26 protein-coding genes, 1 tRNA gene and 1 riboswitch are annotated in these 26560 nt (G+C 38.0%); of the genes, 5 read left to right on the top strand and 22 right to left on the bottom strand.

The genetic code is table 11. The features are described from left to right. The 11 genes from atpA to HMPREF2988_RS03775 form a co-directional block, all read right to left on the bottom strand. The gene (gene atpA, locus HMPREF2988_RS03725; RefSeq protein WP_002292793.1) at window positions 1–1557 is read right to left on the bottom strand and encodes a F0F1 ATP synthase subunit alpha; all 1557 of its coding nucleotides are present in this window, start codon (window positions 1555–1557) and stop codon (window positions 1–3) included. A 22-nt stretch (window positions 1558–1579) separates the two neighbouring features. Then, window positions 1580–2122, bottom strand: coding sequence for a F0F1 ATP synthase subunit delta (locus HMPREF2988_RS03730; protein WP_002292794.1), 543 nt, complete (start codon window positions 2120–2122; stop codon window positions 1580–1582). Further along, window positions 2109–2633, bottom strand: coding sequence for a F0F1 ATP synthase subunit B (atpF, locus tag HMPREF2988_RS03735; protein ID WP_002292796.1), 525 nt, complete (start codon window positions 2631–2633; stop codon window positions 2109–2111). The genes HMPREF2988_RS03730 and atpF overlap by 14 nt, the downstream gene beginning before the upstream one ends. A 90-nt stretch (window positions 2634–2723) precedes the next feature. Beyond that, window positions 2724–2939: an ATP synthase F0 subunit C gene (gene atpE, locus HMPREF2988_RS03740; protein WP_002292797.1), complete on the bottom strand. Its 216-nt coding sequence runs from the start codon at window positions 2937–2939 to the stop codon at window positions 2724–2726. Window positions 2940–2991: 52 nt separating this feature from the next. Continuing rightward, complete coding sequence (gene atpB / locus HMPREF2988_RS03745; RefSeq protein WP_002300474.1) at window positions 2992–3711, bottom strand: F0F1 ATP synthase subunit A; 720 nt, start codon at window positions 3709–3711, stop codon at window positions 2992–2994. Between the two features lie 301 nt (window positions 3712–4012). Further along, on the bottom strand, window positions 4013–4477 hold the full coding sequence (gene smpB, locus HMPREF2988_RS13840; RefSeq protein WP_002292799.1) for an SsrA-binding protein SmpB: 465 nt from the start codon (window positions 4475–4477) through the stop codon (window positions 4013–4015). Between the two features lie 21 nt (window positions 4478–4498). Beyond that, a complete protein-coding gene (rnr, locus tag HMPREF2988_RS03755; RefSeq protein WP_002314673.1) occupies window positions 4499–6856 on the bottom strand; it encodes a ribonuclease R in 2358 nt (785 codons plus the stop codon). A gap of 2 nt (window positions 6857–6858) precedes the next feature. Beyond that, window positions 6859–7614, bottom strand: a complete 756-nt coding sequence (locus HMPREF2988_RS03760) for an alpha/beta hydrolase (protein ID WP_180363521.1) — start codon at window positions 7612–7614, stop codon at window positions 6859–6861. A 102-nt stretch (window positions 7615–7716) separates the two neighbouring features. After that, entirely contained in the window at window positions 7717–7953 is a 237-nt protein-coding gene (gene secG / locus HMPREF2988_RS03765; RefSeq protein ID WP_002292802.1) for a preprotein translocase subunit SecG, read from the bottom strand. A 117-nt stretch (window positions 7954–8070) separates the two neighbouring features. Continuing rightward, on the bottom strand, window positions 8071–8349 hold the full coding sequence (locus HMPREF2988_RS03770) for a GNAT family N-acetyltransferase (RefSeq protein WP_002300467.1): 279 nt from the start codon (window positions 8347–8349) through the stop codon (window positions 8071–8073). A 112-nt stretch (window positions 8350–8461) separates the two neighbouring features. Further along, window positions 8462–9430, bottom strand: coding sequence for an alpha/beta hydrolase (locus HMPREF2988_RS03775; protein ID WP_070770007.1), 969 nt, complete (start codon window positions 9428–9430; stop codon window positions 8462–8464). Window positions 9431–9644: 214 nt separating this feature from the next. Then, window positions 9645–9689: riboswitch (PreQ1 riboswitch) on the top strand. Between the two features lie 23 nt (window positions 9690–9712). Between HMPREF2988_RS03775 and HMPREF2988_RS03780 the strand changes: the two genes are divergently transcribed. Together HMPREF2988_RS03780 and HMPREF2988_RS03785 are read left to right on the top strand one after the other, a co-directional pair. Further along, window positions 9713–10687: a nucleoside hydrolase gene (locus HMPREF2988_RS03780; RefSeq protein ID WP_070770008.1), complete on the top strand. Its 975-nt coding sequence runs from the start codon at window positions 9713–9715 to the stop codon at window positions 10685–10687. Window positions 10688–10691: 4 nt separating this feature from the next. After that, a complete protein-coding gene (locus HMPREF2988_RS03785) occupies window positions 10692–11267 on the top strand; it encodes an ECF transporter S component (protein ID WP_070770009.1) in 576 nt (191 codons plus the stop codon). Window positions 11268–11331: 64 nt separating this feature from the next. Here HMPREF2988_RS03785 and HMPREF2988_RS03790 read toward each other — a convergent pair whose 3' ends face one another. From HMPREF2988_RS03790 to rpoN, 9 genes are all read right to left on the bottom strand, one after another. Then, complete coding sequence (locus HMPREF2988_RS03790; protein ID WP_070770010.1) at window positions 11332–12471, bottom strand: ArgE/DapE family deacylase; 1140 nt, start codon at window positions 12469–12471, stop codon at window positions 11332–11334. Window positions 12472–12691: 220 nt separating this feature from the next. Beyond that, window positions 12692–13054 (bottom strand): hypothetical protein, encoded by a 363-nt coding sequence (locus HMPREF2988_RS03795; protein WP_234944041.1) that lies wholly within the window; start codon window positions 13052–13054, stop codon window positions 12692–12694. A gap of 2 nt (window positions 13055–13056) precedes the next feature. Beyond that, window positions 13057–13857, bottom strand: a complete 801-nt coding sequence (locus HMPREF2988_RS13735; RefSeq protein ID WP_070770011.1) for a YiiX/YebB-like N1pC/P60 family cysteine hydrolase — start codon at window positions 13855–13857, stop codon at window positions 13057–13059. 512 nt (window positions 13858–14369) lie between these two features. Then, window positions 14370–15668: a phosphopyruvate hydratase gene (eno, locus tag HMPREF2988_RS03805; RefSeq protein WP_002292812.1), complete on the bottom strand. Its 1299-nt coding sequence runs from the start codon at window positions 15666–15668 to the stop codon at window positions 14370–14372. 115 nt (window positions 15669–15783) lie between these two features. Then, entirely contained in the window at window positions 15784–16539 is a 756-nt protein-coding gene (gene tpiA / locus HMPREF2988_RS03810) for a triose-phosphate isomerase (RefSeq protein WP_002292815.1), read from the bottom strand. 103 nt (window positions 16540–16642) lie between these two features. Further along, window positions 16643–17833 (bottom strand): phosphoglycerate kinase, encoded by a 1191-nt coding sequence (gene pgk, locus HMPREF2988_RS03815; protein WP_070770012.1) that lies wholly within the window; start codon window positions 17831–17833, stop codon window positions 16643–16645. A gap of 109 nt (window positions 17834–17942) precedes the next feature. Continuing rightward, window positions 17943–18944, bottom strand: coding sequence for a type I glyceraldehyde-3-phosphate dehydrogenase (gene gap, locus HMPREF2988_RS03820; RefSeq protein ID WP_002292818.1), 1002 nt, complete (start codon window positions 18942–18944; stop codon window positions 17943–17945). Between the two features lie 40 nt (window positions 18945–18984). After that, window positions 18985–20076, bottom strand: a complete 1092-nt coding sequence (locus HMPREF2988_RS03825) for a sugar-binding transcriptional regulator (protein WP_016628649.1) — start codon at window positions 20074–20076, stop codon at window positions 18985–18987. 149 nt (window positions 20077–20225) lie between these two features. After that, the gene (rpoN, locus tag HMPREF2988_RS03830) at window positions 20226–21557 is read right to left on the bottom strand and encodes an RNA polymerase factor sigma-54 (protein WP_016631351.1); all 1332 of its coding nucleotides are present in this window, start codon (window positions 21555–21557) and stop codon (window positions 20226–20228) included. A gap of 59 nt (window positions 21558–21616) precedes the next feature. On the opposite strand from rpoN, the gene HMPREF2988_RS03835 reads away from it, so the two are divergent. From HMPREF2988_RS03835 to HMPREF2988_RS03845, 3 genes are all read left to right on the top strand, one after another. Continuing rightward, window positions 21617–21688, top strand: a tRNA-Arg gene (locus HMPREF2988_RS03835). A gap of 708 nt (window positions 21689–22396) precedes the next feature. Then, the gene (locus HMPREF2988_RS03840; RefSeq protein WP_070770013.1) at window positions 22397–23323 is read left to right on the top strand and encodes an ABC transporter ATP-binding protein; all 927 of its coding nucleotides are present in this window, start codon (window positions 22397–22399) and stop codon (window positions 23321–23323) included. Continuing rightward, window positions 23313–24086, top strand: coding sequence for an ABC transporter permease (locus HMPREF2988_RS03845; protein ID WP_070770014.1), 774 nt, complete (start codon window positions 23313–23315; stop codon window positions 24084–24086). The genes HMPREF2988_RS03840 and HMPREF2988_RS03845 overlap by 11 nt, the downstream gene beginning before the upstream one ends. A 259-nt stretch (window positions 24087–24345) precedes the next feature. On the opposite strand, the gene HMPREF2988_RS13845 is transcribed toward HMPREF2988_RS03845, so the two are convergent. Together HMPREF2988_RS13845 and HMPREF2988_RS03860 are read right to left on the bottom strand one after the other, a co-directional pair. After that, window positions 24346–25083, bottom strand: coding sequence for a sensor histidine kinase (locus HMPREF2988_RS13845; RefSeq protein WP_234944040.1), 738 nt, complete (start codon window positions 25081–25083; stop codon window positions 24346–24348). A 548-nt stretch (window positions 25084–25631) separates the two neighbouring features. Next, window positions 25632–26342 (bottom strand): LytR/AlgR family response regulator transcription factor, encoded by a 711-nt coding sequence (locus HMPREF2988_RS03860; RefSeq protein ID WP_010724349.1) that lies wholly within the window; start codon window positions 26340–26342, stop codon window positions 25632–25634. Between the last annotated feature and the right edge of the window lie 218 nt (window positions 26343–26560).

Genomic DNA, 26560 nt, shown 5'->3' on the forward strand with positions numbered 1-26560 from the left:
CTATGCATTTTGAATGGATTTCAATTTATCTTCTGTAGAAGAATTATTCCCTTTTGTAGCTAAGAACATGTCTTTATATTCCTGAATCGCACTGTTCAACGTTTCTTCTTCTGGAAGATCTTTTGTTGTACGGATTGTTTCAAAAATATCTGAATGATTGGTATCCAGATATTCGAATAATTCATGTTCGAAGTCTAAAATACTGTCTACAGGGATACTGTCCAAGAATCCATGTGTCAAGGCATACAAAATCACTACTTGTTTCTCAACAGCTAGCGGTGCATGCAGTTTTTGTTTCAAGATTTCTACTGTACGGCGTCCACGATTTAGTTTTGCTTGTGTTGCCGCATCCAAATCAGAACCGAATTGTGTAAATGCTTCTAATTCACGATAACTTGCTAAGTCTAGACGTAAAGTCCCAGCAACTTTTTTCATTGCTTTGATTTGCGCAGAACCCCCTACACGAGAGACAGATAGTCCGGCATCAACCGCTGGACGAGTACCCGCGTAGAACAAGTCGCTTTCTAAGAAGATTTGTCCGTCAGTGATTGAGATAACGTTTGTTGGGATATAAGCAGAGATATCTCCAGCTTGTGTTTCAACAAATGGCAAAGCAGTCATTGAACCGCCGCCTAGATCATCACTTAATTTTGCTGCACGTTCTAATAAACGTGAGTGCAAGTAGAAAACATCCCCAGGATAAGCTTCACGACCTGGTGGACGGCGAAGTAGCAAGGAAAGTTCACGATAAGCAACAGCTTGTTTTGAAAGATCATCAAAAATGATCAATACATGTTTACCGTTGTACATGAATTCTTCACCCATTGCAGTACCAGCATATGGTGCGATATAAAGCAATGGTGCTGGTTGAGACGCACCGGCATTCACAACGATTGTGTAATCCATTGCGCCATATTTTTTTAATGTTTCAACTTGTGTACGAACTGTAGAATCTTTTTGTCCGATTGCTACATAGATACAGATCATATCTTGACCTTTTTGGTTGATGATCGTATCGATCGCAATAGAAGTTTTCCCTGTTTTACGGTCACCGATGACTAATTCACGTTGTCCGCGTCCGATTGGCACAAGGGCGTCGATCGCTTTTAGCCCTGTTTGCATTGGTTCGTTAACAGATTTACGTTGCATAACACCTGGTGCCATCGCTTCTACTGGACGAGCTTTGTCAGTAACGATTTCACCTAGTCCGTCGATTGGTTGACCTAGCGGATTGACTACCCGACCGATCAAGGCCTCTCCAACTGGAACTTCCATGATCTTACCTGTTCGTTTTACTTTATCTCCTTCACGAATGGACTCGAAATCGCCAAGGATAATGATACCTACATCATTTGACTCTAAGTTTTGCGCCATTCCGTATGAGCCGTTTGAAAATTCAAGCAACTCACCACTCATCGCGTTTTCTAAACCATGTGCACGAGCGATCCCGTCACCTACATAAGTTACGGTACCGATTTCTTCGACTGAAAGCACGTTTTGATAATTTTCAATTTGTTCTTTAATCAAGGCACTAATTTCTTCTGCTTTGATGGCCATTCGATTCACCTACCTCTTTGTACTATCTGTTTAATTGATTACGCATTTTTTCTAATTGCGTGCGAATGCTTCCGTCGATTACTCGATGGTTGGCTTCAACAATCGCGCCACCAATAATAGAAGAATCAACGATTTGTTTTAATTCAACTGATTGATAGTCCATTGTTTTTGCAACATTCTTTTCTAATTGTATTCGTTGTTCGTCTGAAAGTGGGACTGCTGTTGTGACACTTCCCAATAGTAACCCTTGATGTTCATCATATCGACGTTCATATTCTTCGATCATGAACAAAAGGTCATCCATTCGGTTATACTCATAAACAACTTCTAAAAAGTTTTTAACGATCCCATCATAACCGCTGACAAGCTTGTCCATGATTTCTCGTTTTTCATGAGGTTCTAGACGAACATCACTTAACATATTTCCTAATCCAGGTACTTGTTCATAGATTTGACGTAAACTTACGAGATCTTGATAGATTTCTTCTGCTTGATTTGAATCGATCGCCAGTTCAAATAAAGCTTTCCCGTAACGTCTTCCTACTGTATATTTATCTAGTTTCATTTGAAGAACCTAGACCTTCAATGTATTGATTGATTAATGATTCATGCATTTCTGGAGATAATTCTTTGTTCAAGATTTTTTCCGCGATTTGAAGAGAGAGTTCTGCAACGTCGTCTTTTACAGAGTTCAGCGCTGAATCACGTTCTACAGTGATATCAGCTTGGGCTTTGCTTTTTAGACGAGCTGCTTCTTCTTGAGCATCCTTCAAAATATTTTGGCGGCTTAATTCTCCACTTTCTTTCGCATTTTTGATGATATCAGCTGCATCAGAACGAGAGGCTAACAATTGTTGTTCGCGTTCTTGTTCCATTTTCGCTGAGTTGATGCGAGATTGTTCTGCAGAATCTAAATCATTGGCGATCTTGTCTTCACGTTTTTTCAAAATATCGCTGATTGGTCCCCAAGCAAAGTGCTTCAAGAGAGCCAGTAGTATCAAAAATGAGCCGCTGACAACGATGATATTACCTAACATCGCATTGCCAACTTCTGCAATTGCCAATTGATTCAGCATAGGCGAGCCTTCCTTTCTTTGGAGTATTTCTAGTTTCCATGTAAAAAAGCAGTAACAAACGATGTTGTTTCTGCCTTAATACTGATTCAATTAAACGGCAAAAACTAGAATCAAGGCGATAACTACCCCTAAGATAGGAACAGCTTCAACTAGAGCTACCCCGATAAACATTGTTGTACGGAATTGACCAGACATTTCAGGTTGGCGAGCCATTGATTCGATTGTTTTAGAGATAACTTGACCGTTACCATAACCGGCTCCGATTGCTGCTCCCATGATTGCGATTGCTGCTGCGATATAATTCATAATTGTTTTCCTCCTAAAATAGATAAATAGTAGTTTGTTTTTTAACCGAGTATTATTCTTCTACTTCAATCTTATGGCTCATATAAACCATTGACAAAGTGACAAAGACAAATGCTTGGATGCTCCCAATAAACAAGGAGAACGCGATCCAGACCATCTCTAATGGAATTGCTAATGGTAATGAGAACCAGCCTAAGCTTGTCATCATTTTTGCAATCAAGGTTAGCAAAACTTCCCCCGCATAAATATTCCCATAAAGACGTAAAGCAAGTGTTAATAAGTTTGTAAATTCTTCAATCAGTTTCATCGGAAACATAAAACTATAGGGTTTCAAGAACGAATTTACGAAATATCCTTTGAAGCCTAACTTTTTCACCCCGAATAAGTGAGTAAGTAAGATCATTATAAATGCCAGAGTTAAAGTAACAAACGGGTCTGCTGTCGGGCTTTTCCAAAGTGTTGTTTCGTTAGGTAAGACGATTTTTGTTACTAAACCGATGTTGTTTGCAACAAAAACAAATAAAAACAATGTAAATGCCAACAAATGGAAATTGCTCAATTCTTTTCTAGGCAGATTATCTGTTACGATTCCTCGACTAAAATCAATGACCCATTCTATCGCATTTTGTTTGCCTGTTGGTTTCAACTTAAGATTTCTTGTAAAAAAGTAAGCTAAGAAGAAAACAATCAAACAGGTCAGTAACACCATTATACAAACTGTACCATCAAACCAAATTGGTCCAATGTGGAACGTTAGCGAGCGTTCATCCAATCCATTTCACCTCTTTTCCCCGAAATTCACATAAAATCAATTCATGTGCGTATCTGGTTTTTTCCAATCGGTTTCTAACCACACGGTATCATACCACCATGAAACAGAAAATTCAAAACATTTTCATGAAAATTAGACACTTTTTTATTTCAGTCAAAAACGAAGCGAATTTTTCCCCATGCACGGTGCTCCTGATCTAAGAAAAAACCTGTGATAATCATGTTTTATCAGATTAAATGCTAACAAATTTTATCATTAAGTAAAAGCAAAAGCACCGAATATGCGAAAAAGGATAATGAAATTATCTAGAGAAATTTTTTAATGTTCGATCAATTTGTCGATCGATATCTTTTCGTTTCAAATCTTCCCGTTTATCATACGATTTTTTCCCTTTTGCCAGACCAATCAATACCTTGGCATAGCCGTTACGAATATAGACTTTTAAAGGAACAACAGTGATTCCCGTGTTTTTCAATTCGTTTTCAAGACGAACGATTTGTTTCTTGTGCAATAATAGTTTTCTCGTGCGCAACGGATCATGATTAAAAATATTTCCTTGTTCATAAGGACTGATATGAACATTATGCAAGAAAGCTTCCCCGTTGCGGACGCGAATAAATCCATCTTTCAGATTGATCCGGCTGTTTCGTATCGACTTGATCTCCGTTCCTTGCAAGACCATCCCTGCTTCCATCGTGTCGATGATCGAATAATCATGGCGAGCTTTCTTGTTTTGTGCAATTAGTTTTCCCTCGCCTTTTGGCATAGCTGTTTCCTCCAACTCATTTTATTTTTTCTTTTTCTTCTTTTTGACACCTTTGTAAAATGGCTTTTTCCCTTTTTTCTTACCGAACGTTTGCTTACTATCACTATATCGTTTGTTCTTCTTGCCATTTTTTTCTGAGCGTTTGCCTGCTTGTTTTCCTTCTCGTTTTCCAGATTTTCCATTGCGTGCTTTTGGACGTTCCAACGCAGTGACCTCTTCTGCGGAAACGAGTTCAAAATCCACTGCTCGTTCATCTGGATCAGCTTTGACTACTTTTACGCGCACTTTTTGTCCGATTTTAAAAGTCAGACCAGTTCTTTCACCTACAAGCGCTAAATGATTTTCAATAAAATGGAAGTAGTCTTGTTTCAATTCATTGATATGGATCAATCCTTCTACTGTATTCGGTAGTTCGATAAACAGTCCGAATTTCACAACAGAGCTGATGATCCCGTCGAATTCTTCTCCCACTTTGTCCATCATGAATTCTGCTTTCTTCATCGCATCTACTTCACGTTCTGTTTCTACTGCGCGACGCTCCATCTTAGAACTATGATCCGCGATTTCAGGAAGTTCCTCAGCCCATAAACTTTGATTGCTTTCACTTTTATCTTGGCTATAAGAACGGATCAGCCGATGGACGATCAGATCGGGATAGCGTCGAATAGGAGATGTAAAATGTGTGTAGTAATCTGCTGCTAAGCCATAATGCCCAAAATTGTCTTCTGAATAGCGTGCTTGTTGCATACTTCTTAGCAACATAGTATTGATAACTGCCGCTTCTGGTTTATCTTCTACTCCTTCGATCACATGCTGTAAATCTTTCGGTGTGATCGTTCCTTTCGTTCCTCGTACCAGAATGCCCAAAGCTGAAGCAAAATCAAAGAAGCGCTGCATTTTTTCTTCTTTTGGCTGTTCATGGATTCGATAAATAAACGGAAGATTTAATTTATTATAATGTTCAGCTACCGTTTCGTTGGCGGCAAGCATAAAGGATTCGATCAAGCGTTCACCTATCCCTCTGCTTCTTAGCTGGATATCATTTGGGTGTCCTTCAGCATCAACAAGGATCTTCGCTTCACGATCCTCAAAAGAAATCGCTCCACGTTTGATTCGCATCGTTTCAAGGATTCGATGCAATTCACCCATTTCTTGGAACATAGGCACGAGCTGAGCATAGCGTTGCATCGTTTCTTCATCTTGATCTTCTAAGATTTGATTGACAGCTGTGTAGGTCATCCGTTCTGTTGTTTGGATCACACTTGGAAAAATCTCATGAGAGACAACTTGTCCATTTGGATCGATCTCCATTTCACAACTCATGGTAAGTCGTGGAACATGGGGATTCAATGAACAGATACCATTGGATAAACGTTGTGGAATCATCGGAATCACTCGATCGGTCAAATAGACACTTGTTCCTCTTTCGTATGCTTCTCTGTCCAGTTGACTGCCTTGCGTCACATAGTAAGATACATCTGCAATGTGTACTCCAAGAAAATAATTACCATTTTCTAATTTTTTGACCGTCACTGCATCATCTAGATCTTTTGCATCTTCTCCATCAATCGTAACGATGAGCTGATCTCTTAAATCTCTGCGTCCAACAATATCCTTTTCGCTGATCTGGTCTGGAACTTCATCTGCCTCAGATAACACATCATCAGGAAATTTTGTAGGAATACCGTTAGCCACGACAATCGAGAGGATATCCATGCCAGGGTCATTCTTATGACCAATCACTTGCTTGATTATCCCTTCTAAACTAGTCGCATACCCTTTTTCAGGGTAATGGGTCAGTTCGATCAATACAATACTTCCGTCAACTGGACGAACTCCCTCTGCCGCTGCATACACTTTGAATTGGTTAAGCTTTCTATCTTTCGGGATGACCACACCATAAAGATCCGTTTCCTGTATCTCTTCGTCTGAATAAGCAACAAATTCTCCGGCTAACTGAGTAGTCGCTCGGTCTCGAATCTCCACTACTTTTCCCTCTGCTCCGCGATCCATATCTGTATTTGCTCGCTTCATGATATCAATTGCTACGGTATCCCCATCCATTGCAAAGCCAGTCGCTTCTTTCGGGATATAGATATCATCTTCTTCGGGATCAATCGTTACAAATCCAAATCCTCGTTCATTTGCCCGAAATGTCCCTTCGACCAAGATCGGTTTTAAAGGAAGTTTGACTTTTCCTTTTTTATTGAAAACGATACTCTGTTCTCTTTCCATTTGAGCAATCGTTTGTACTAGTAATTTAAAATCATCGCTTTTTTGAAAGCCTAGACCTTCAGCGATTTCTTCCATAGAAAAACTACGTTTGCGACTGCTTTCCATGAAAAAGAGAATTTTCTCTTTTATTGTTTCTTTTGTCATATTTATTCCTCATTCCAAGGTAATTTTTCTAAAAATTCCAACACGTCTTTTTCTAATTCGCGTCTTGCTGTGCCAACTGTAATCACATGACCGCTTTCAGGATACCACTGAAGTGTCACCCGTTGGCGGCTCAATTTGCGTGCCGTTTCAAATACACCATTTGGGTCGATCATTTCATCTTTCCCAGCTTGAGCTAAAAATATCGGCTGTTGGATATCTGATAGTCTACTTTCTGCGATTGCTGCTTGGTCTTGTATATCCATTAATTGATGTTCAGCTAACGAGCGGTAAGCCACAGCTTTTTCATTGATTTCTTTTTCTGATTTGCCTGCTATCTTCAGCACTTGACGTACATATTTTTCAAAATTTTCAGGCACGTTTGTTTCTACAGGAGACAGGGGCGAACAGAAAAAACCGCCGCCAATTACTGATTCTTCTTCTAGTGCTCGTACAGCAAAGATGCCACCCATCGATAATCCCAATACGGCAATATCAGAAAACTGTTCAGACTGTAAAAAATGGATAGCTTTTTTAGTATCTGCCCACCAGCTTTCTGCTTTTTCTTGCAAGATATCATATGGCTCCATCGTTCCATGTCCTTTAAATAGCGGCGCATAGACTGTATAATCTGCTTTTTCTAAAAACCGTGCGAGCATCCGGACATCATTTGGACTTCCTGAGTACGCATGAAGCAGCAAAACTGCTCGTTTTCCATGTTTTGCATAAAGGGGTTTTGGTAATTGTTTCACTCGTTTCACCTCTTTCGCCTCATTTTACCATAGTTTCTTTCATAACTTCTTCTTAAGCGTTCTCTTTGCAATAAAAAAAGCCGCCCGCCGTTGTGCGAGAGGCTTATTCGACTACTTCGAAGATAAAAATGCTAGGACAAATAATAAGATCATCCAGACAGCTCCCATGACTGCAGTTGATCGCTGCATGACAGCTTCAAAGCCGCGAGCTTTTTGTTTGCCGAATAGTTGATCCGCACCGCCGGTAAATGCACTCGCTGCACTATTTTGCTTGCTTGGCTGCATCATAATCGCAATGACCATAACAATCGATAAAACGATCACGATTCCCAAAATTAAATTATACATATAGCAGCCTCCTTCCCAAAAGATATCGTCTCTTTAACTTTATCATAGATAAAACTCCGTGACAACTCTATATAAATGGAAAAACAGCTGAAAGTGCAAATCTTTCAGCTGTTATTATTATGATTGGCGTAAGACGTCATGATACTCTGGTTTCTTCTCAAACTCTTTTTTTGCGTAAGGGCATAAAGGGATAATCTTTTTCCCCTCTCGTCTTGCTAGTTCTACTCCAGTATACACTAGCTTTTCAGCTAATTTTTGACCACGATATGCTGGATCGACAAATGTATGGTCAATGATCATGATGTCTGGCCCCGCATCCGACCATGTCATTTCTCCGATTTCTTGTTGCTCATCATTGAATAAAGCAAGACGATTTTTTTCCTCTTTGATTTCCATATGCCGCACTCCTCAAATAACTGATATTTTTTTATTCCTACCTTATTTTAACAGTCTCATGGTCTATAAACAATTATTTATCCTCGGGTTGCTTACAAAAAGGAAGAGAAAATCAATCCATCGTTATTCTTTGTTCAATAAATGAAAAAATCACTGTCCAATAGGTTTTCGGATCTTTCATCGATGCTTCCAAATGTTCTGCTTCTGGAACAAGCAGTAATGCTTTATCCCCTGCTGTAGCGTTTTGAATCGTGTATGCTGCTTCTGTAGGAACAAAATGATCTCTTTCACCATGGATGACTAACAAAGGCAAATGGTTACTACCAAGCTGTCTTGTAGCTGATGCTTGCTTTAAAGAATAACCTGCGTATTTCTGAGCATAGTGATTCGCATATCTCATGATCATTTTTTTAGGAAAGACCGTGATTTTACTTAACATGTACCGAAATTCCGCATAAACAGAAACATATCCGCTGTCTAAGATAAATCCTTTGACTGCAGATGGAAGCTTTTCACCACTTGCCATCATAATCGTAGAAGCGCCCATCGAACCGCCGTGCAAAATAATGGAGGCATCTGGTTGTTCATCTAAGATGAGTTGGATCCATGCAATTAAATCTAGCCGGTCTAGCCATCCCATTCCGATGATTTCTCCTTCACTTTCTCCATGCGCACGTAAATCGGGTATAAGAACGTTGAATCCTTTCTCTGCATATCTTTTACCTATATGAGACATATCTCTTTTCCCTGTACTTCGATAATCATGTACACAAATGACCCATTTATTCTGCTGAGTTGGTTGGATGAACATCTGTCCAGCTAGTTTCAACCCGTCATAACTTTTAATCGTTTTCGGTATTCCTTGTTCCCAGAAGCTTTCACACTCTTCTTCTAATTTTTGTCGCTTTTTTTCTACTGACGTGACTGCAGCAGGATCCATCAAGCGGTGCCCAGTGTCTTCATACCAGTTATAGCCTCTCTGTACTCCCGCTCTTACTAATTTCTTTGCATAAAAATAAGAAAGAAAATGGTAACTGATTCCTATAATTATCAGAATAAGAATGAAATAAAAAATAACCATCGTACACCCGCCGCTTTCTGCCAAACTATAATCTATTTATTATACAATATACCGATCAATAGGATTCTTTTTCTTCGGCACACGTAAATTCTATTTCCTTCTCATTGTATCATTTACTTAAAGTTCTTCTCAATAGATTTACTTGTAAGAGAGCATTTACATTCACAATAAAAGCCAGTATACTAATTTCGTGCATTATAAACAAGACGCTCGTCTTGGACTGGTTCGGAAACTTCCCAGAATAAAAAACTAAGTATCTCTAAAGAAAGGAGATTGGAAATAATGCGTAAAGTAATTATTGATTGCGATCCAGGGATTGACGACACTTTAGCTTTATCACTAGCTGTCAAATCCCCTGATATCGAAGTAGTTGCTATTACCGTCGTTTGCGGGAATGTCCCTGTAGATATCGGTACGCAGAATGTGCTGAAATGTTTGGAACGCTGTGATCGTTTAGATATCCCTGTTTATCAAGGAATGGAAAAACCTTTGAAGCAACCTTTCATTAGTGCGCAAGACACTCATGGGTTGGATGGATTAGGGGACGCAAATTTCCCGATGGTCTTAGCCAAACAGGCAGAATCGCTCCATGCAGTTGATTTTCTGACTGATTATTTCAAAGAAAAAACAGATACATCAGTCATTGCTTTGGGGCCTTTGACCAATATCGCTTCTGCTTTGAAAAACAACCCATCTGTTGGGAAACATATGGATCGTTTTGTCTCAATGGGCGGAACTTACAAAGTCCATGGTAACTGTTCACCAGTTGCTGAATACAATTACTGGTGTGATCCTGAAGCAGCTTCTTATGTATTCGAAAAGCTCAAACAACCGATAGAAATGGTTGGGTTAGATGTGACAAGAGAAATCGTCTTGACACCGACTATCCTTGAATATTGCTGCCAAATGAATCCTGAAGAGGGAGAGTATCTAAAAGCGATCACTCGTTTTTATTTTGACTTTCACTGGAAACAAGAAAGAATCTTAGGATGTGTCATCAATGATCCATTAGCTGTTGCTTATTTTATCGATGAGTCCATCTGTGAAGGTTTTAAAAGCTTCACTGCTGTAGAAACTCAAGGAATAAGTCGCGGACAAACATTGGTTGACCGTTATGAATTTTGGCAGAAATCTGCTAACAGTAAAATTATGACAAAAGTAGATACTCGTCTTTTTTTCCAAAAGTTTTTAACCGTTCTTTTAAATGCACAAGAAGAAACGATTATGAAAGATTTGGAAAGGTTAAAGATGGGCTAACAAAATGAATAAAAACAAGATGGCAACTCGTGTACTTACAATGATGGCTTTGTGTATTGGGATCAATTATGTTGGAGGAACGATTGCTTTATGGCTTCGTTTGCCAGTCTATCTAGACTCTATTGGAACGATTTTTGCTGGCGCGTTACTTGGTCCCATACCAGGAATGTTGTCAGGACTATCCAGCGGTGTATTAAGCGGGGTGACTACAGATATTTTTTCACTGTATTATTCACCAATCCAAATCCTCACAGGTTTGTTGGCTGGATTGATTTTACCAAGGTATCTCGACAAAGATAAAAAACGTTTGAAACTCTTATTACTCGCTTTGATTTTATCTGTACCTGGAACGATCGTCTCTTCGATCATTACCGTTCAGTTATTTGGCGGAATCACTTCCTCAGGTTCTAGCATGATCGTCCAATTATTACATGGGTTAGGTTTCGATCAAACCATCAGTGTGATCTTGGTACAGGCAGGCACAGACTACCTTGACCGTCTGCTGTCTATCGTCGTTGTTTCATTAGTCATCACTATGTTGCCGCAGCGCTTGATATATTCCAAGAGAAAAATAGGATGAACAAACAGAGCCAAATGAGCAAAAAGTTGCTCATCTGGCTCTGTTTTTCCTCGATTAAAAAAACTTACGCTAAGTAGGATAAAATAATAGCTTGATATTTTTCGATCATATCTAAATAATTATCGAGCTCGACATACTCATCTATTTGATGAGGCAAAGTAACGACACCAGGTCCAAAGACGACAAAGTCAAAGGAGTGGTCAGCTTTCGTAAATTCGGCTGCATCTGTGGTTGCTGCCGCTCCAACTAAAGGTAATGGCTGACTGAATTGTTGCTGAATGCAATGAATCAAAGGAGAATCTGGATCAGCTTTGACAGGTATTTTGTTGTAATCGATCGTCAATTCCAAATGGTAGTCTGTCTCTTGATTCAATTTCTTGACGATTGATTGCAGTAATGTAATGATTTTATCATTTGGATATTCAGGAATCGATCGGATATTCCCTTGAAGCTGCGCGTGGCTCGGAATGCTGTTTACTTGATTTCCGCCACTAATCAACGTGACATTATGGATTGTTTTTCCTAAGACGGGATTCTCGATTGTTTCAGCGAGGTGATTCATTTCAGCATTTGCTTTCGTAATAAATTCATTTAGATGATTGATCGCATTATAGCCTTGGTCTGGCATAGAGCTATGCGCTTCTTTTCCGTGCGAGATGACCGTATAGTTGATTGATCCCATGTGTGTATACATCAAACTGTAATTAGTTGGCTCTCCGATGATCAAGGCATCTAAGTCATCCACATAACCTGCTTTCGTGAGCTGTTCCCCACCTAATTCACCCACTTCTTCTCCGACAGTGGCTAATAATTTGACTGTTCCGTTAAATGGTTTTCCTGACTCTTTGAGCTCGATCATGGCAATCACCATTGCCGCCAAGCCACTCTTCATATCTGTAGCACCACGTCCGTACAAACGATTCCCATGGATTTCTGCTGCAAAGGGCGCATAGGTCCAAGACGATTCATTCCCCGCCGCCACGACATCCATATGTCCAGATAGGCCTAACACTTTTCCTGATTGCCCTTTTTGGAATTGAGCAATCAGATTATCTCTACCATTACTATAAGAAACGATTTCTCCTATTATGCCATGTTTTTCCAAAAGCTTATTCAAATAAGCTGCTACTTCGCCTTCGTTTCCATTCACTGATTTTATTCGGATAATCTCTTGTAAAATCGCAATTTTTTCTTCTTTTTTCATCTAATCTTCTCCTTTGCCGTTTCTTTTTATTGTATTGGAGTGCGCCTAGATTTTCAAATAAGAGAGGCCACAGAAAAAAAGGGCGTGACAAAAGCAGCGTCACATTCCCCTTTTCCAAGTAAATGGCGTTCCAATTCTTGCCTCTACGCTAGTAAATCCAACCAAGTAAAAAAACAAGAGAAGCTATTTTATTGAACTGTTCTTCTGTAGTCAAATCATTTTATTCCTCATCATTGAAAATAAGAGTATCACATGATCTATAATTACCCCTCCTTACGTAATAACCACGTAGCCAATTATTTTCTTCAAGAGAGTAGTCATACTCATATTCATACAAACTATTCCTTACCATGAAAAAAATACTGACACCGCCTCTACCACTTTTCGTATCTTTCACCACTCTTGAAATAAAAATATCATAATCGGTTAATTGGTATTCCTCTTCTAATAATTGATACAGTGCTCGTGTAGCTATATGTTTCTTGATTGGAAATTGATAGAGCCATGTACCACCTAACAGTAAAACTATCGAAATAAAAATCTTAGAACAGTAATTTCTTTTTTTAGAAATCCTCCTTCTCATCATCAATTCTCCCATGTTAAGATATGGATCGCTCTTTCATCAAAATAATCAGGAAGATCGTATGGCAAAGCAATAAGCGGCTGATACATTCCTCCTACCTGCACAGCAGCTGAAGCATACCAATAAGCTTGCCAGACGATTTTAGAACAGTAAGTCGGATCCATCCCAAAAATATTTGTAGTTATCCCATATTTATAATTTTTACCATCGTAATTATCTAATGCCCATCGAGCAGCTAATCTTGGTTGATATTGTTCTGCGACCCGATAGATTTTCGTCCAAGTACCTTTTTTTCCATAAGCTGATTCCCATTCTAGAACGCTCATTGTTTTTGGTGGTTTTCCTGATCCTTCAATTGAAAGGATCTGATTTTTACCCACACTTCCTAAATAAATCCCAGCATGTCCAGTGACTCCCCAAAAACTAGTGTCGTTCGTAATCAAAATATCTCCATAATACATTTTTGTCCTTGCATTTCTAAATTCTGGAGCGACTGGATCCGTTGGAGGTTCTGAGGTGGCTAACTGCGTAAAAAGCTCAAAGGTCACATCTTCTTCTAAGACCCCTAACGCTTTATATTCCTCATACTTCGTTCTTAACTCGATTTCGTCCATACGGTTTTTAGAGAGGCGTTTCAATTTGGCTTGCTGTTGCTCGTTTTCTTCAAATCTATCAAGTTCTTCTCCAAGTAAGGCATTTCTCGTCAAATATTCTTCTACTTCATCTGCGTGTGCTTTGGGTGTTACTACGATAACAAGTCCTATGAACCCGATAAGACCCAGTATCTTCAAAAATTTTTTCATTTTTCTGTCTCCCTGTTCAAATGATTTTTATCGAAAGAGGAAGATTGCCATCCCCTTTTTGAAGAGAATCATCCTATCCGAGCGTAAAAGGATATGAATGAAACGAAGACTGCTTCCTCCTCTCTTATTGTTCTATCCTTAAAAGGTCCTATACGATGTTATCTCTTGATAACTGATTTTTTTCGATACGATTATCTCGTATCGATATTTGTAAATATTATATACAGAAGCCAGTTACAAAAATAAAATTATGAGTTATTTTTAATAAATACGGATATTTATATAATAGGGTTTATATGATATATATAAATAAACAGTTGTTATTATAATAATTTATGTACTCTCCCGATTTTTCTGTTCTTAAAAAAAGAGATTTATTCATCAAATGATTTTCACAACAAAAAAACTCTCTACTTGCTGAAATCAGCAGGTAGAGAGTCTGATTACTTAACTAAGTGATCATGCTCGTCTATCTTTCAATCGGTCGATCATGTATCTTCATTAGAAAAGAATTATTTGTTTTTCAAGTTGTAGAAAGATTTCAAACCTTTGTATTCTGCAACTTCACCAAGTTGGTCTTCGATACGTAGTAATTGATTGTATTTAGCAATACGGTCAGTACGTGATAGAGAACCTGTTTTGATTTGACCAGCGTTTGTTGCAACAGCGATATCAGAGATTGTTGAATCTTCTGTTTCACCAGAACGGTGAGATACAACTGCTGTGTAGCCAGCTTCTTTAGCCATTTCGATAGCTTCGAAAGTTTCTGTTAATGTACCGATTTGGTTCACTTTGATAAGGATTGAGTTAGCAATTCCTTTTTCGATACCTTCAGATAATTTTTGAGTGTTTGTTACGAACAAGTCGTCACCAACTAATTGAACTTTGTCGCCTAATACGTCAGTTAATTTCTTGAATCCGTCCCAGTCGTTTTCGTCTAATCCGTCTTCGATTGAGATGATTGGATATTTAGAAACTAATTCTTCGTAGAATTTGATCATTTCGTCAGTTGTTTTTTCGCCTTCGCCTGAGTCAGCTAGTACGTAAACGCCTTTTTCTTTGTCGTAGAATTCTGAAGAAGCAGCATCCATAGCAAGAACAACGTCTTTACCAGGTACATAGCCAGCTTTTTCGATTGCTTCGATGATTACTTCGAAACCTTCTTCATTTGAACCAAGGTTTGGAGCAAATCCACCTTCGTCACCAACAGAAGTTGCTAATCCGCGAGCTTTCAAGATTGAAGCTAATGCGTGGAATACTTCAGCACCCATACGTAGAGCTTCTTTGAATGTTGGAGCGCCAACAGGCATGATCATGAATTCTTGGAAGTCGATTGAGTTATCAGCATGTGATCCGCCGTTGATGATGTTCATCATTGGTGTTGGCAATACTTTCGTGTTGAATCCGCCTAGGTAGTGGTATAAAGGTACTTCTAGGTAGTCAGCAGCTGCACGTGCAACAGCGATAGAAACACCTAAAATAGCGTTCGCACCTAATTTACCTTTGTTAGGAGTTCCGTCTAAAGCGATCATAGCTTTGTCGATAGCCATTTGGTCACGAACATCGTAGCCAATGATTGCTTCAGCAATGATGTTGTTTACGTTGTCGACAGCTTTAGTTACACCTTTACCGCCATAACGAGCTTTGTCTCCGTCACGTAATTCAACTGCTTCGTATTCACCAGTTGAAGCACCTGAAGGAACCATTCCGCGGCCAAAAGCTCCGCTTTCTGTGTATACTTCTACTTCGATTGTTGGGTTACCACGTGAGTCTAAGATCTCGCGAGCGTAAACATCAGTAATAATTGACATGTTTTGTCTCTCCTTTGAGTTTGTTTTTTCCTAAGGGATTTCCCTCATATACGATTTTAGTTAATTTTGCTCATTAGTGCAAACATTTCTTGCATTTTTCGCAAATTTTCACCAATTATTTTACAGCGTCTAACAATGACAAGAATGAATCTGCTTGCAAGCTTGCGCCGCCGACTAAAGCACCGTCAACATTTTCTTTTGCCATGTATTCAGCAATATTTTCTGGTTTTACAGAACCGCCGTATTGGATACGAACAGCTTCTGATACTTCTTTTCCATAAAGTTTTTCAACTGTTTGACGTACAACACCACAAATTTCGTCAGCGATTTGTGCGTCAGCTGATTTACCAGTACCGATTGCCCAGATTGGTTCATAAGCAATCACCATGTTTGACACTTGTTCAGCTGAAAGGTCAGCTAAACCAGCTGTAATTTGTCCTTCGATCCATTCAGCAGTTTTGCCTGCTTCATATGTTTCTAAAGATTCGCCACAGCATAAGATTGGTGTCATACCGTTTGCAAAGATAGCTTTTGCTTTTTTATTGATGTCTTCGTCTGTTTCATGGAAATATTCACGACGTTCTGAATGTCCGATGATCACATAGTGAACACCTAGATCAGCAAGAGCTGCTGGTGAAGTTTCACCAGTGAACGCGCCTGAGTTTTCCCAGTAGCAGTTTTGTGCTGAGATTTTTAGTTCTGTACCTTCAGCTGATGTCATTAATTCTTGTAAGAATAATGCAGGAGATCCGATGACTGAATCAACCTTGTCATTTGAAGGGATTTTGTTTTTTACTGCTTCAGCAAATTCTTTTGCTTCTGATGCAGTTTTGTTCATTTTCCAGTTACCTGCGATAATAGGTTTACGCATTGAGGAACACACTCCTTAATTTATTGAAAAATGGCTAGGGAGTCATGAAAACTCCCTTCACCTTTTGATCGATCACTCGTCAGAATAGAGCAAACTTGGCTGTTTATTTATCGTTGATTGCTGCTAGTCCTGGTAATTCTTTACCTTCAAGCAATTCCAAGCTTGCGCCGCCACCTGTTGAGATGTGTGTGAATTTGTCAGCAAAACCTAATTGTTCTGCTGCTGCAGCTGAGTCTCCGCCACCGATGATTGTTGTTGCGCCTTCTAAGTTAGCGATTGCTTCACAAACACCGATTGTACCTTTAGCAAAGTTACTCATTTCAAATACACCCATAGGTCCGTTCCAAACAACTGTTTTTGCACCTTGTAATGTATCAGCAAATAATTTTACTGATGCTGGGCCGATGTCTAAAGCCATCAAACCTTCAGGAATGTCTCCTTCGATTACTTGTGTTTCTACATCATTTGAAAATTCTGGTGCACAGACATTGTCGATTGGCAAGACAAGTTTGTCGCCTGCTTTTTCGATCAATTCTTTTGCTAGTTCTACTTTGTCAGCTTCTACTAGAGAGTTACCGATCTTGATTCCTTTTGCTTCGTAGAATGTGTAAGTCATTCCGCCACCAATCAAGATTTTGTCTGCTTTAGGAATCAAGTTTTCGATTACGCCGATTTTATCAGAAACTTTTGCGCCACCAAGGATTGCGATCATTGGGCGTTTTGGTTCTTCTACTGCTTCACCGATGAACTTGATTTCTTTTTCCATCAAGAATCCAGCAACTGTTGGGATACCAGTTGAAGCGATACCTACGTTAGAAGCATGCGCACGGTGAGCTGTACCGAAAGCATCGTTAACAAATACATCACCTAATGAAGCCCAGTATTTACCTAGCTCTGTATCGTTTTTGCTTTCTTTTTTACCGTCAACGTCTTCAAAACGTGTGTTTTCAAATACGACAACGTCGCCATCTTTCATGTTGCGGATTGCTTCTTCTAATTGTTCTCCGCGAGTTTCAGGTACGAATGTTACTTCTTTACCTAATAATTCGCCTAGACGTTTTGCAACTGGAGCTAAAGATTTTCCTTCTTTATCTTCTTCTGTTTTTACACGTCCAAGGTGAGAGAAAAGGATTGCTTTTCCGCCTTGTTCTAAAACGTAGTTGATTGTTGGCAATGCTGCTTTGATACGAGTGTCGTCAGTGATCACGCCGTCTTTCAAAGGAACATTGAAGTCAACACGGACAAGAACTTTTTTGTCTTTTAAATCGATATCTTTCACTGTTTTCTTAGCCATTTTATTTCCTCCTGAATAAACTTATTATCAAAAAAAGCGGAAGAAGCGCGATTGCTTCCCCGCTTTTAAATGTACATGTCTATCATTTACACTTGTACGTTTGTCTATCTTATAAGTTAGCGAAGTATTCTAAAGTACGTACTAATTGTGCAGTGTATGACATTTCGTTGTCGTACCAAGCAACAGTTTTAACTAATTGTTTGTCGCCAACTGTCATTACTTTAGTTTGTGTAGCATCAAATAATGAACCGTAAGTCATACCAACGATATCTGAAGAAACGATTTCGTCTGTGTTGTATCCGTAAGATTCGTTTGAAGCTTCTTTCATTGCTGCGTTGATTTCGTCAACAGTTACTTCTTTTTCAAGAACTGTTACTAATTCTGTTAATGAACCTGTTGGTACAGGAACACGTTGAGCAGCTCCGTCTAATTTACCGTTCAATTCAGGGATTACTAAACCGATAGCTTTAGCAGCACCTGTTGAGTTAGGAACGATGTTTGCAGCAGCAGCGCGTGCACGGCGGAAGTCACCTTTAGGATGAGGTCCGTCTAGAGTCATTTGGTCACCTGTGTAAGCGTGGATAGTTGTCATTAATCCTTCAACAACACCAAATTTGTCGTTCAATGTTTTAGCCATAGGAGCTAAACAGTTAGTTGTACATGAAGCACCTGAGATAACTGTTTCTTTACCAGTTAATGTTTCGTGGTTTGTGTTATAAACGATTGTTGGAACATCGTTTCCGCCAGGAGCAGAGATAACAACGCGTTTAGCACCAGCTGTTAAATGTTTTTCAGCTGCTGATTTAGAAGTGAAGAAACCAGTACATTCTAGAACGATATCTACGCCTAGTTCGCCCCATGGTAATTCTTCTGGGTTGCGGTTAGCTAATACTTTAACTTCTTTTCCGTTTACGTTGAATGAACCTTCATGAACTTCAACTGTTCCGTTGAAACGTCCTTGAGTTGTGTCGTATTTTAACAAGTGTGCCAACATTTTAGCATCTGTCAAGTCGTTGATTGCTACTACTTCGATTCCATCTACATCTTGGATACGACGGAATGCTAGACGTCCAATACGTCCAAAACCATTAATACCTACTTTAACTGTCATTTAAGATTTCCTCCTTATGAAAATCAAAAAAATATTTATTTTAAAGGGTTACCCCTTTTAAAATCTCGTTTGCAGCAGCTTCATCAGTGATGAGCCACGTTTGTTTTGGTGCATTTTTCATATAAGCTCGAATTGCTTTGGCTTTTGATTTTCCGCCCGCTATCGCCATGATGATCGGGACTTTCGCCAAATCTTGCAATTCTATGCCGATTCTAGGGACCTTATAAACGACTTCGCCTTTTTCATTGAAAAAGTAGCCAAAGGATTCCGCTACAGCATTTGCTTGTTTCAGCATGACTAATTCTTTTTCAGTCATCTTTCGACGTGCTGCCATGTGTAATGCACGCCCAATACTATGAATAACACAATTCGCCTCACTAATCAAGTTTAAGACTTCTTGGATAGATGGCTCATTGAGTAAAGAATTGTAAGTTGCCAGACTTAATTGTTCCGGAACATAAAGTGCACGGTGGTTTCCATTTGCTTTAGCAGCCATTCTTGCACTGACAGAATTTGCCTGTACAGTTATCGCTTCACCAATCCCGCCTCTTGCAGGGACAAACAAGTTATGCCGTTTTTTATTTTCCAGATTAGACAATTGTTCTGCTACAACTGCCATGGTGGTTCCTCCCATCACAGCGATGATATTCTCGCCTTCCGGAAGCAGTCGGTCTAAGGCTTCACTCAGCGCTTCGCCGAATGCATCAGCCACTTTGGTTTGCTCTTCGCTGTTTCCTGAAACAACGATACAGCGCTGATTACCAAAATATTCTGCCAACTGTTGTTCGGTTTGATGCGTACCTAAAAGCTGATCCATGAAGTTTTCAAGACTTTGATAAACTTCTTCGCCCTTAGTTGTCAGCGTCATACCGCTTTTTGAGGTATCGATCAAATTCAGATTTTTCAAAAGGTCTGTTTCTGTTCGCAATACTCGTTCTGTTATCCCCATACTTTCCGATAAACTTCGACGTCCAATCGGTTGCATCCAATAGATATTTCGTAAAATTTTATAGCGTTCTTGCAACACTTCGATAATATCTGGTGCAACAGATTCAATCATTTTTATTTCATCTAGCATAGCGATCTCCTTAGTTGGACACTTTACGTCCAATGTAGACTTAAAACGACCCATATACGATAAAAAAAAGAAATTAACTTTTCAAATTTCACATCAATAAAGGGAAATCTCAACCTCACGACTGTTAGTCTAACAGTTTTTCTTTCGTTTTTCAACTAAAAAGATCAGAAAAAGCAAAATACTTTTTCTGATCTTTTGGATGATCAGTTATCATAACGTTTTCTTTTTGATGAACTTGGGATTCCTAATAAATCACGGTATTTTGCTACCGTTCGCCTTGAGATCGCTATCTCATCTTTTTTCAGCAATTCAACCAATTTCTGGTCCGACAACGGCTTGCTTTTGTCTTCTTGATCAACTAATTCCTGCAACTTTTTCTTCGCAGTATCTGCCGAAAGGTCTTCTGTCTGTTCTGCACCGTTAGTAGGGATTCTTGCAGTGAAAAATTTCTTTAACTCAAATACACCGAAATCTGTTTCCAAATATTTCCCGTTGACAGCTCGACTGACCGTAGATTCATGCACATCTATCTCAGCCGCAACTTCCTTTAACGTAAGAGGTTTGATTGGCCGCCCCTTGTCGATAAAGAAAGCTTTTTGTCGAGAAACAATGACTTGAGCAACCCGCAAAATTGTATCCCCGCGTTGGAGGATCGTTTTCTTCAACCATTCGAATTCCTGTTTCCGTTCTTTTAAATAATTTTCAGTTTCTTTATCTGCTTGTTGTGACATTTGCTTGAAGTAGGTCTCTTGGAATCGGATATTCGGCTGGTTTTTTCGGTTTGAGATGACTTGTACATTTTCATCGTCCACTAATACCCGGACATCAGGAATAATGTACAATTCGCTACTACGGTCGAAAATTCGTCCAGGACTTGGGCTCAATGTTTGCAAATAGTCGAATATTTGCTGAACAGCATGTAAATCAACAGAAAAACGCTGCGCAATCTCTTTCCATTTTCGCTCCACCAATTGCTCAAAACATTCTTCTAGCACGATATAAGCTAGTTCCGGCGCATAATCATCCCGTTCCGTTTGAAGCATGAGACATTCTTGCAAACTACGTGCACCTACTCCAGCTGGTTCTAATTGCTGGATCAGTGTCAACGCATCGAGCATTTGAATAGGCGTCGCTCCGATCTCTTTTCCAGCTTCATCTAAACTAATCGTCAAAAATCCGTTCAAATCGATGTATTCTACAAGATAAAGAACGATTTTCCTCAAAAAAGTATCTCGATAATTCAAATGGACTTGTTCGATCAATGAATCAAATAAAGACCCTTTTGTATCAGGAATCTGATTTAGGTAATTTGTCTCTTCTCCTTCATAAGAAGATGAAGAAGCTTTTATGTAATCTGGCTGCCATTCCGGCTCAACAACTTCCACCAATGGATTTTCCATTGCTTGGTTCTCAACGAATGCCAACAGCTCTTCACTGTTATATTGTAAAACTTGGATGGACTGCTGCAACTGTTGCGTCATGGCTAGTTTCTGTGTCTGCTGCTGTTTTTGTGAAAAATTTTGCTCAAATTTCATTTTTTTGTCCAATCCCCTTGTAATTTTTTATCTGTTTAGTTACAATTATCCCAGTGCTTGCGTCCTTAGTGTAGTGGATATCACGTAAGATTCCGGTTCTTGAGACGGGGGTTCGATTCCCTCAGGACGCGTTCTATTTTTTTATAGCAGGATTCACGACACTTTCTACCAGAGACGGAAAGTGTCTTTTTTTTGCTTTTCCTAAAATTTGCCTACCCGTTAATTCCTATCCTCAACGCTGCGCAAGTCACTTTTATTTTTGAAATGCTGATGTTTGAATGTCTTCCATGACAACATGCTAAAGTAGATACGCACTTATTATACCTGTTCATCTAACCACTTATCAATCACATTTCGACTAAATCACCAGAATCTATTCACTCCAACATAAAATGTACATATAATTGATTTTTATCCCTTTTGTTTATAGACATATTCTAATACTTCTAATTTTTTGTTGATTCATCTCTTTTGTATGAATAACTTTATTTTCATGTCAAATCATCTTGTTTATACACTAAAATTTGAATAATGTTAAATATTACAGCTACTTGGTTAATTGTATCATTTAGATTTTTGAACGTATTTTTGTTTTATTATTAATTTATCGAATTTGGTGATAAAACATTGATTCGACAATCTTAATGCTTGGCAATTTCGAGTCTACAGTATAACTGACATACGTTTAACTTTAAATATGATTAGGGATGATCCTTTTTTGTTTGATAACAAGACTTGCCATTCGAAATTAATCCTTGCTCTAGGAATGGGTGCAGATATATTCATTCTTTTAGTGTGGTTAATACCAACAATCAACTACTTTAGGACGTGATTTTACTATGAATAATCATTTAAGTATCCATTCTCTTTCAAAAAAATATAAAAATAGTAGTAATTTTGCCAATAAAAATATAACTATCGTTTTTTCCCCTGGAGAAATTGTTGCTGTAACTGGACACAACGGTGCAGGAAAAACAACTTTCTTAAATCAAATCATAGGCGTAACAAAACCTACTTCCGGTAGTATTACTTTTCAAGGCCACTCTTTAAATAAAAACTGGAAAATGGCTAGGCAATTTGCAGCAATGATGCCCCAATTTCATGCACCATTAGATGGGGTTACCATGCAACAGTCTATTGAAGCTATTTTAAGGATACGAGGATTTAATAAATCTGATACCCAGACTCATGTTATAGAGATTATGCAAGAACTTAAAATTTCGAAATGGGCTCATGTACAAGGGCAGAAACTATCAGGCGGATTGCAAAGGCTTACTTCATTTGCCATGTCTATTGTTGCCCCTCCACCAATCTTACTGCTTGATGAACCTACAAATGATGTTGATCCGATAAGAAGAAAAATCATTTGGAATTCGTTAAGAAAATTGGCTCAAAAAGGACACATTGTAATTGTGGTAACTCACAATTTACTCGAAGTAGATCAATATGCAGATAGATATCTACTCTTTGATAAGGGAACTTTAATTAAAGATGCGTATGTTCGCGAATCGTTAGAAAAAACGTCGATCCAAATGCACCTTGTACTATTCTCTGAGAAGGAATTTGAAATGCAAGAATTACCTAGAAATATTGGCTGTATCTTACAAAAGGGTGAGTTACGTTACGATATCACTTTGTCACAAGAACAAGTAGTTGATGCAATGATATGGATTAATGAAAAGATTTCATCAAGAGAAGTAACGAACTATAGCTTATCACCTCAAACATTAGAAAACACATACGGAGGATTAACGAATGAAAAATAAGCAAAGCTACGATTCCTATTCACACCCTTCCGATAGTCGATTATTTCAATTATACGCTTTACTTAGATGGAGTCTAGTAAGATACAAGGTACTTTTACCAGTCTTTACAGTGGCCCAACTGCTACTATCATTAGCAATTGTTTACGGACTCACTTTTTTAATTCCTACAATGGATGATACAACCGCTGTTTATTTATCCTCTGGTGCAATAGTACTTGGGATTATTGCTGTTGGGTGCGTCTTATCGGCACAGATAGTAAGCACTGCTAAGCAAAATGGGATCGTTTCTTATCAAAGAACACTGCCCGTTTCCCGATTCAATCTCCTATTGGCTGATTTTATTATCTGGGGATTCGCTTCTTTACCAGGAATCCTGATGTCTTTTCTTGCTTCCTCCCTAAAATTTGGTCTAGCGATTCATTTTTCTGTCCTGTCTGTCGCTTTATTGATTTTAACTCAAATGTCGATGATTTCTATCGGATTTTGTATTGCTTACTGGCTACCCGCTAACGGAGTGTCTTTAATGACACAAATCATCATGATTGGCGGGTTACTATTTTCACCGATTACTTATCCGGCCGATAGACTGCCTGAATGGACAAAAATAATATATGATTTCTTACCTTTTGTCCCAACAGCCAATTTGATTCGTACTTCTTTTTTTGGCTCTGGATTTATTCAACTAAAAAATATCCTAACAGTTAGTATTTGGTTAATCATCACCGGCGCATTGTCATTAAGAGCACTATCACGGAGGAATTGAAGATTTTGAGAAGAATTGAAATAGCTGAATTATATAAAACCACCTCTATCACTGCTGTTATAAACATTATAGGTGTTTCAAATATTGTCGTTTTAGGTGCATTGAATTACACAATATTAACATTTATACTGTCAGTTTTTATTGCTCTGATTATTGGAATGACACTGATCATCTTTACACAACGCATAGAAAAAAACAGAAATACTTTAAATTCCAATAATGGAAAACCAGACAGACTAACTTTTAAATTCTGTAGTCTCTATTCATAAACGTCAAACAATACGATGCTTGCAAAGTATCTATCAGCTTCAGTCCAAGAATGATAGATTCCACCATTTTTCTCGACTAAAGATCTTATACTTTTTATACCTATACCAGCACTCTGTCTTTCCTTTCTTGTATATCTCTCATTGACTAAATAAGCATTATTTATCTCTATGAAAAGATCACTTTTAAACTGCTTAATAATCACGGTGATATCTTTGCCTTTTCCGTTATTTCGAGTGCATGCTTCGATCGCATTATCCATTAGGTTTCCCACAATGATTGCTATAATATCATGATCAATTTTTACATTTTCTGATATAAAAATCGATGTATTGACCTGAATTTCCGATTGTTCTGCTATAGTCAGTTTTTCATTTAAAATATAATTCAAGATGGGATCTGAAGTATAAAAGTCAGTAATCGTTTCTTGTTGTTTCATCGTCTTCCTCAGATATTTCTTAGCTGAAGAAATATCTTCATTTTCTAACAGCCCAGATAGAACTAAAAAATGATTTCGCAAATCGTGTCTAATTTGTTTCAGATTCTCTTGGCTCTTTTTAATTTCCTCCACATATTTTATTTCTGATTCAAGCGCCTTCTTCTCTAGAGAGATTTGATTGATATATGCTTGATGAAAAGAAATACTGTGGTAAAGGTATAAAACACAAATATTCATGATTACAATTCCCATCGTTATAAAAACATCTATTATCCTTCTATTGATGGCCATGTTTACTTCTGACATAAGAAACCCGAAAAGTATGATACTTGAAATAATCGGAATTGAACTCATTGTTAAGAGAGATATAGTATTAATTTGATTATGTAGCGTTTCTTTTCGTGAAAGGAATAGTCGCATGCCAAAGAAAAATAAAATTTCGATAAGCAACGTGAGACTAGTGCTAAATAGGATCGAATAATGAGTAATTGTATTTTCTAACTGATTCAAAATTACTAACTGAATCAATTTGACTGAAACCGATTCGCAGATAAAATTAACTGCTAGTAGAAACAACATCCAAAAGAAAATCTCACTATCTGATAAAAAATATTTCTTCGCAATACTCGCAATTATAAAAAGACTCAAGAAAACATTAATATAAGGTAAATATTCAAACTGTAAAAAAAGATTCGAAAGGAAATTGAATAAAATAATCGTACAAATAATTAAATTTATCAAGAAAGTCTTACTTTTTTTTACTGCCACTCCAGAGAAAAAATAATCGAGCAAAAAAACGTACATTATTAGACTAATATTTCGAAGTAAAGCATCTTCCATTAGAATGAATCTCTCTTTCGCATAAGTATCTTTGTTAGAGCGTCTGCTTTAAACTTTCTGCTTATAGGCAATTCAATGGTATTTTCGCAATTGCTTAATCGAACATAGTTTTTTCCTATTTCTCTTATATGCTCCATATTTATAATAAATGAAGTATGTGTTTGAACAAATGTTGATGGCAACTTAGCAATGATCTCCGAAGTTGACATATTTGCTACATATTTGTTTTGAGATGTCATATTGATGAATACTTGACGTCTATTTTTTTCAAAAAACAAAATGTCATTTAACGCGATTCGATAATCCGTTTTTCTATAGGAAAACTCAAATTTATTATTTAAAACTCCTAAATATTTGATAGCCCTTTCAATTACTTGGAAAAAGTAGTTCTGTTCCAACGGCTTCAAAATATAATCAAACGTATGTAATTTAAAGACTTTTTCCATATATTCTCGATAACTCGTTAAAAAAATAATCGGAACATTGAAATCATTTTGCCGAATAAAATCTGCTACCTCTATTCCATTCTTTCCTGGAAATTCAATATCTAAAATATACATATCAAAATTTAATTGATCCATTTGTTTGATCAACTTTGACGGATCATAATATACATAAGGTTCAAATAAATCTGGATCATAATTTTGCAACAAATTACCTACATAGTTAGCAATGCCAGGTTCATCATCGCAGATAGCAACCTTCAACATAATATCACTCCTATTGTATGCTGACATACCTTGAATGTGTACAAGTATTAGGGTTCGATTCCCTCAGGACGCGTTCTATTGCCATTTTAGCATAACTTCCGAATGTTTGCTTCTTTATTTTTCAAGTGAAAACTGTCCACCAAAAAAATTGGCGGACAGTTTTTTTATTATAGTATACTTGTTTTCACTTACTGGACTGGCCGATGATCGTTTCTGCC

The sequence above is a fragment of the Enterococcus sp. HMSC061C05 genome, assembly GCF_001814765.1.
Lineage (GTDB): Bacteria > Bacillota > Bacilli > Lactobacillales > Enterococcaceae > Enterococcus_B > Enterococcus_B lactis.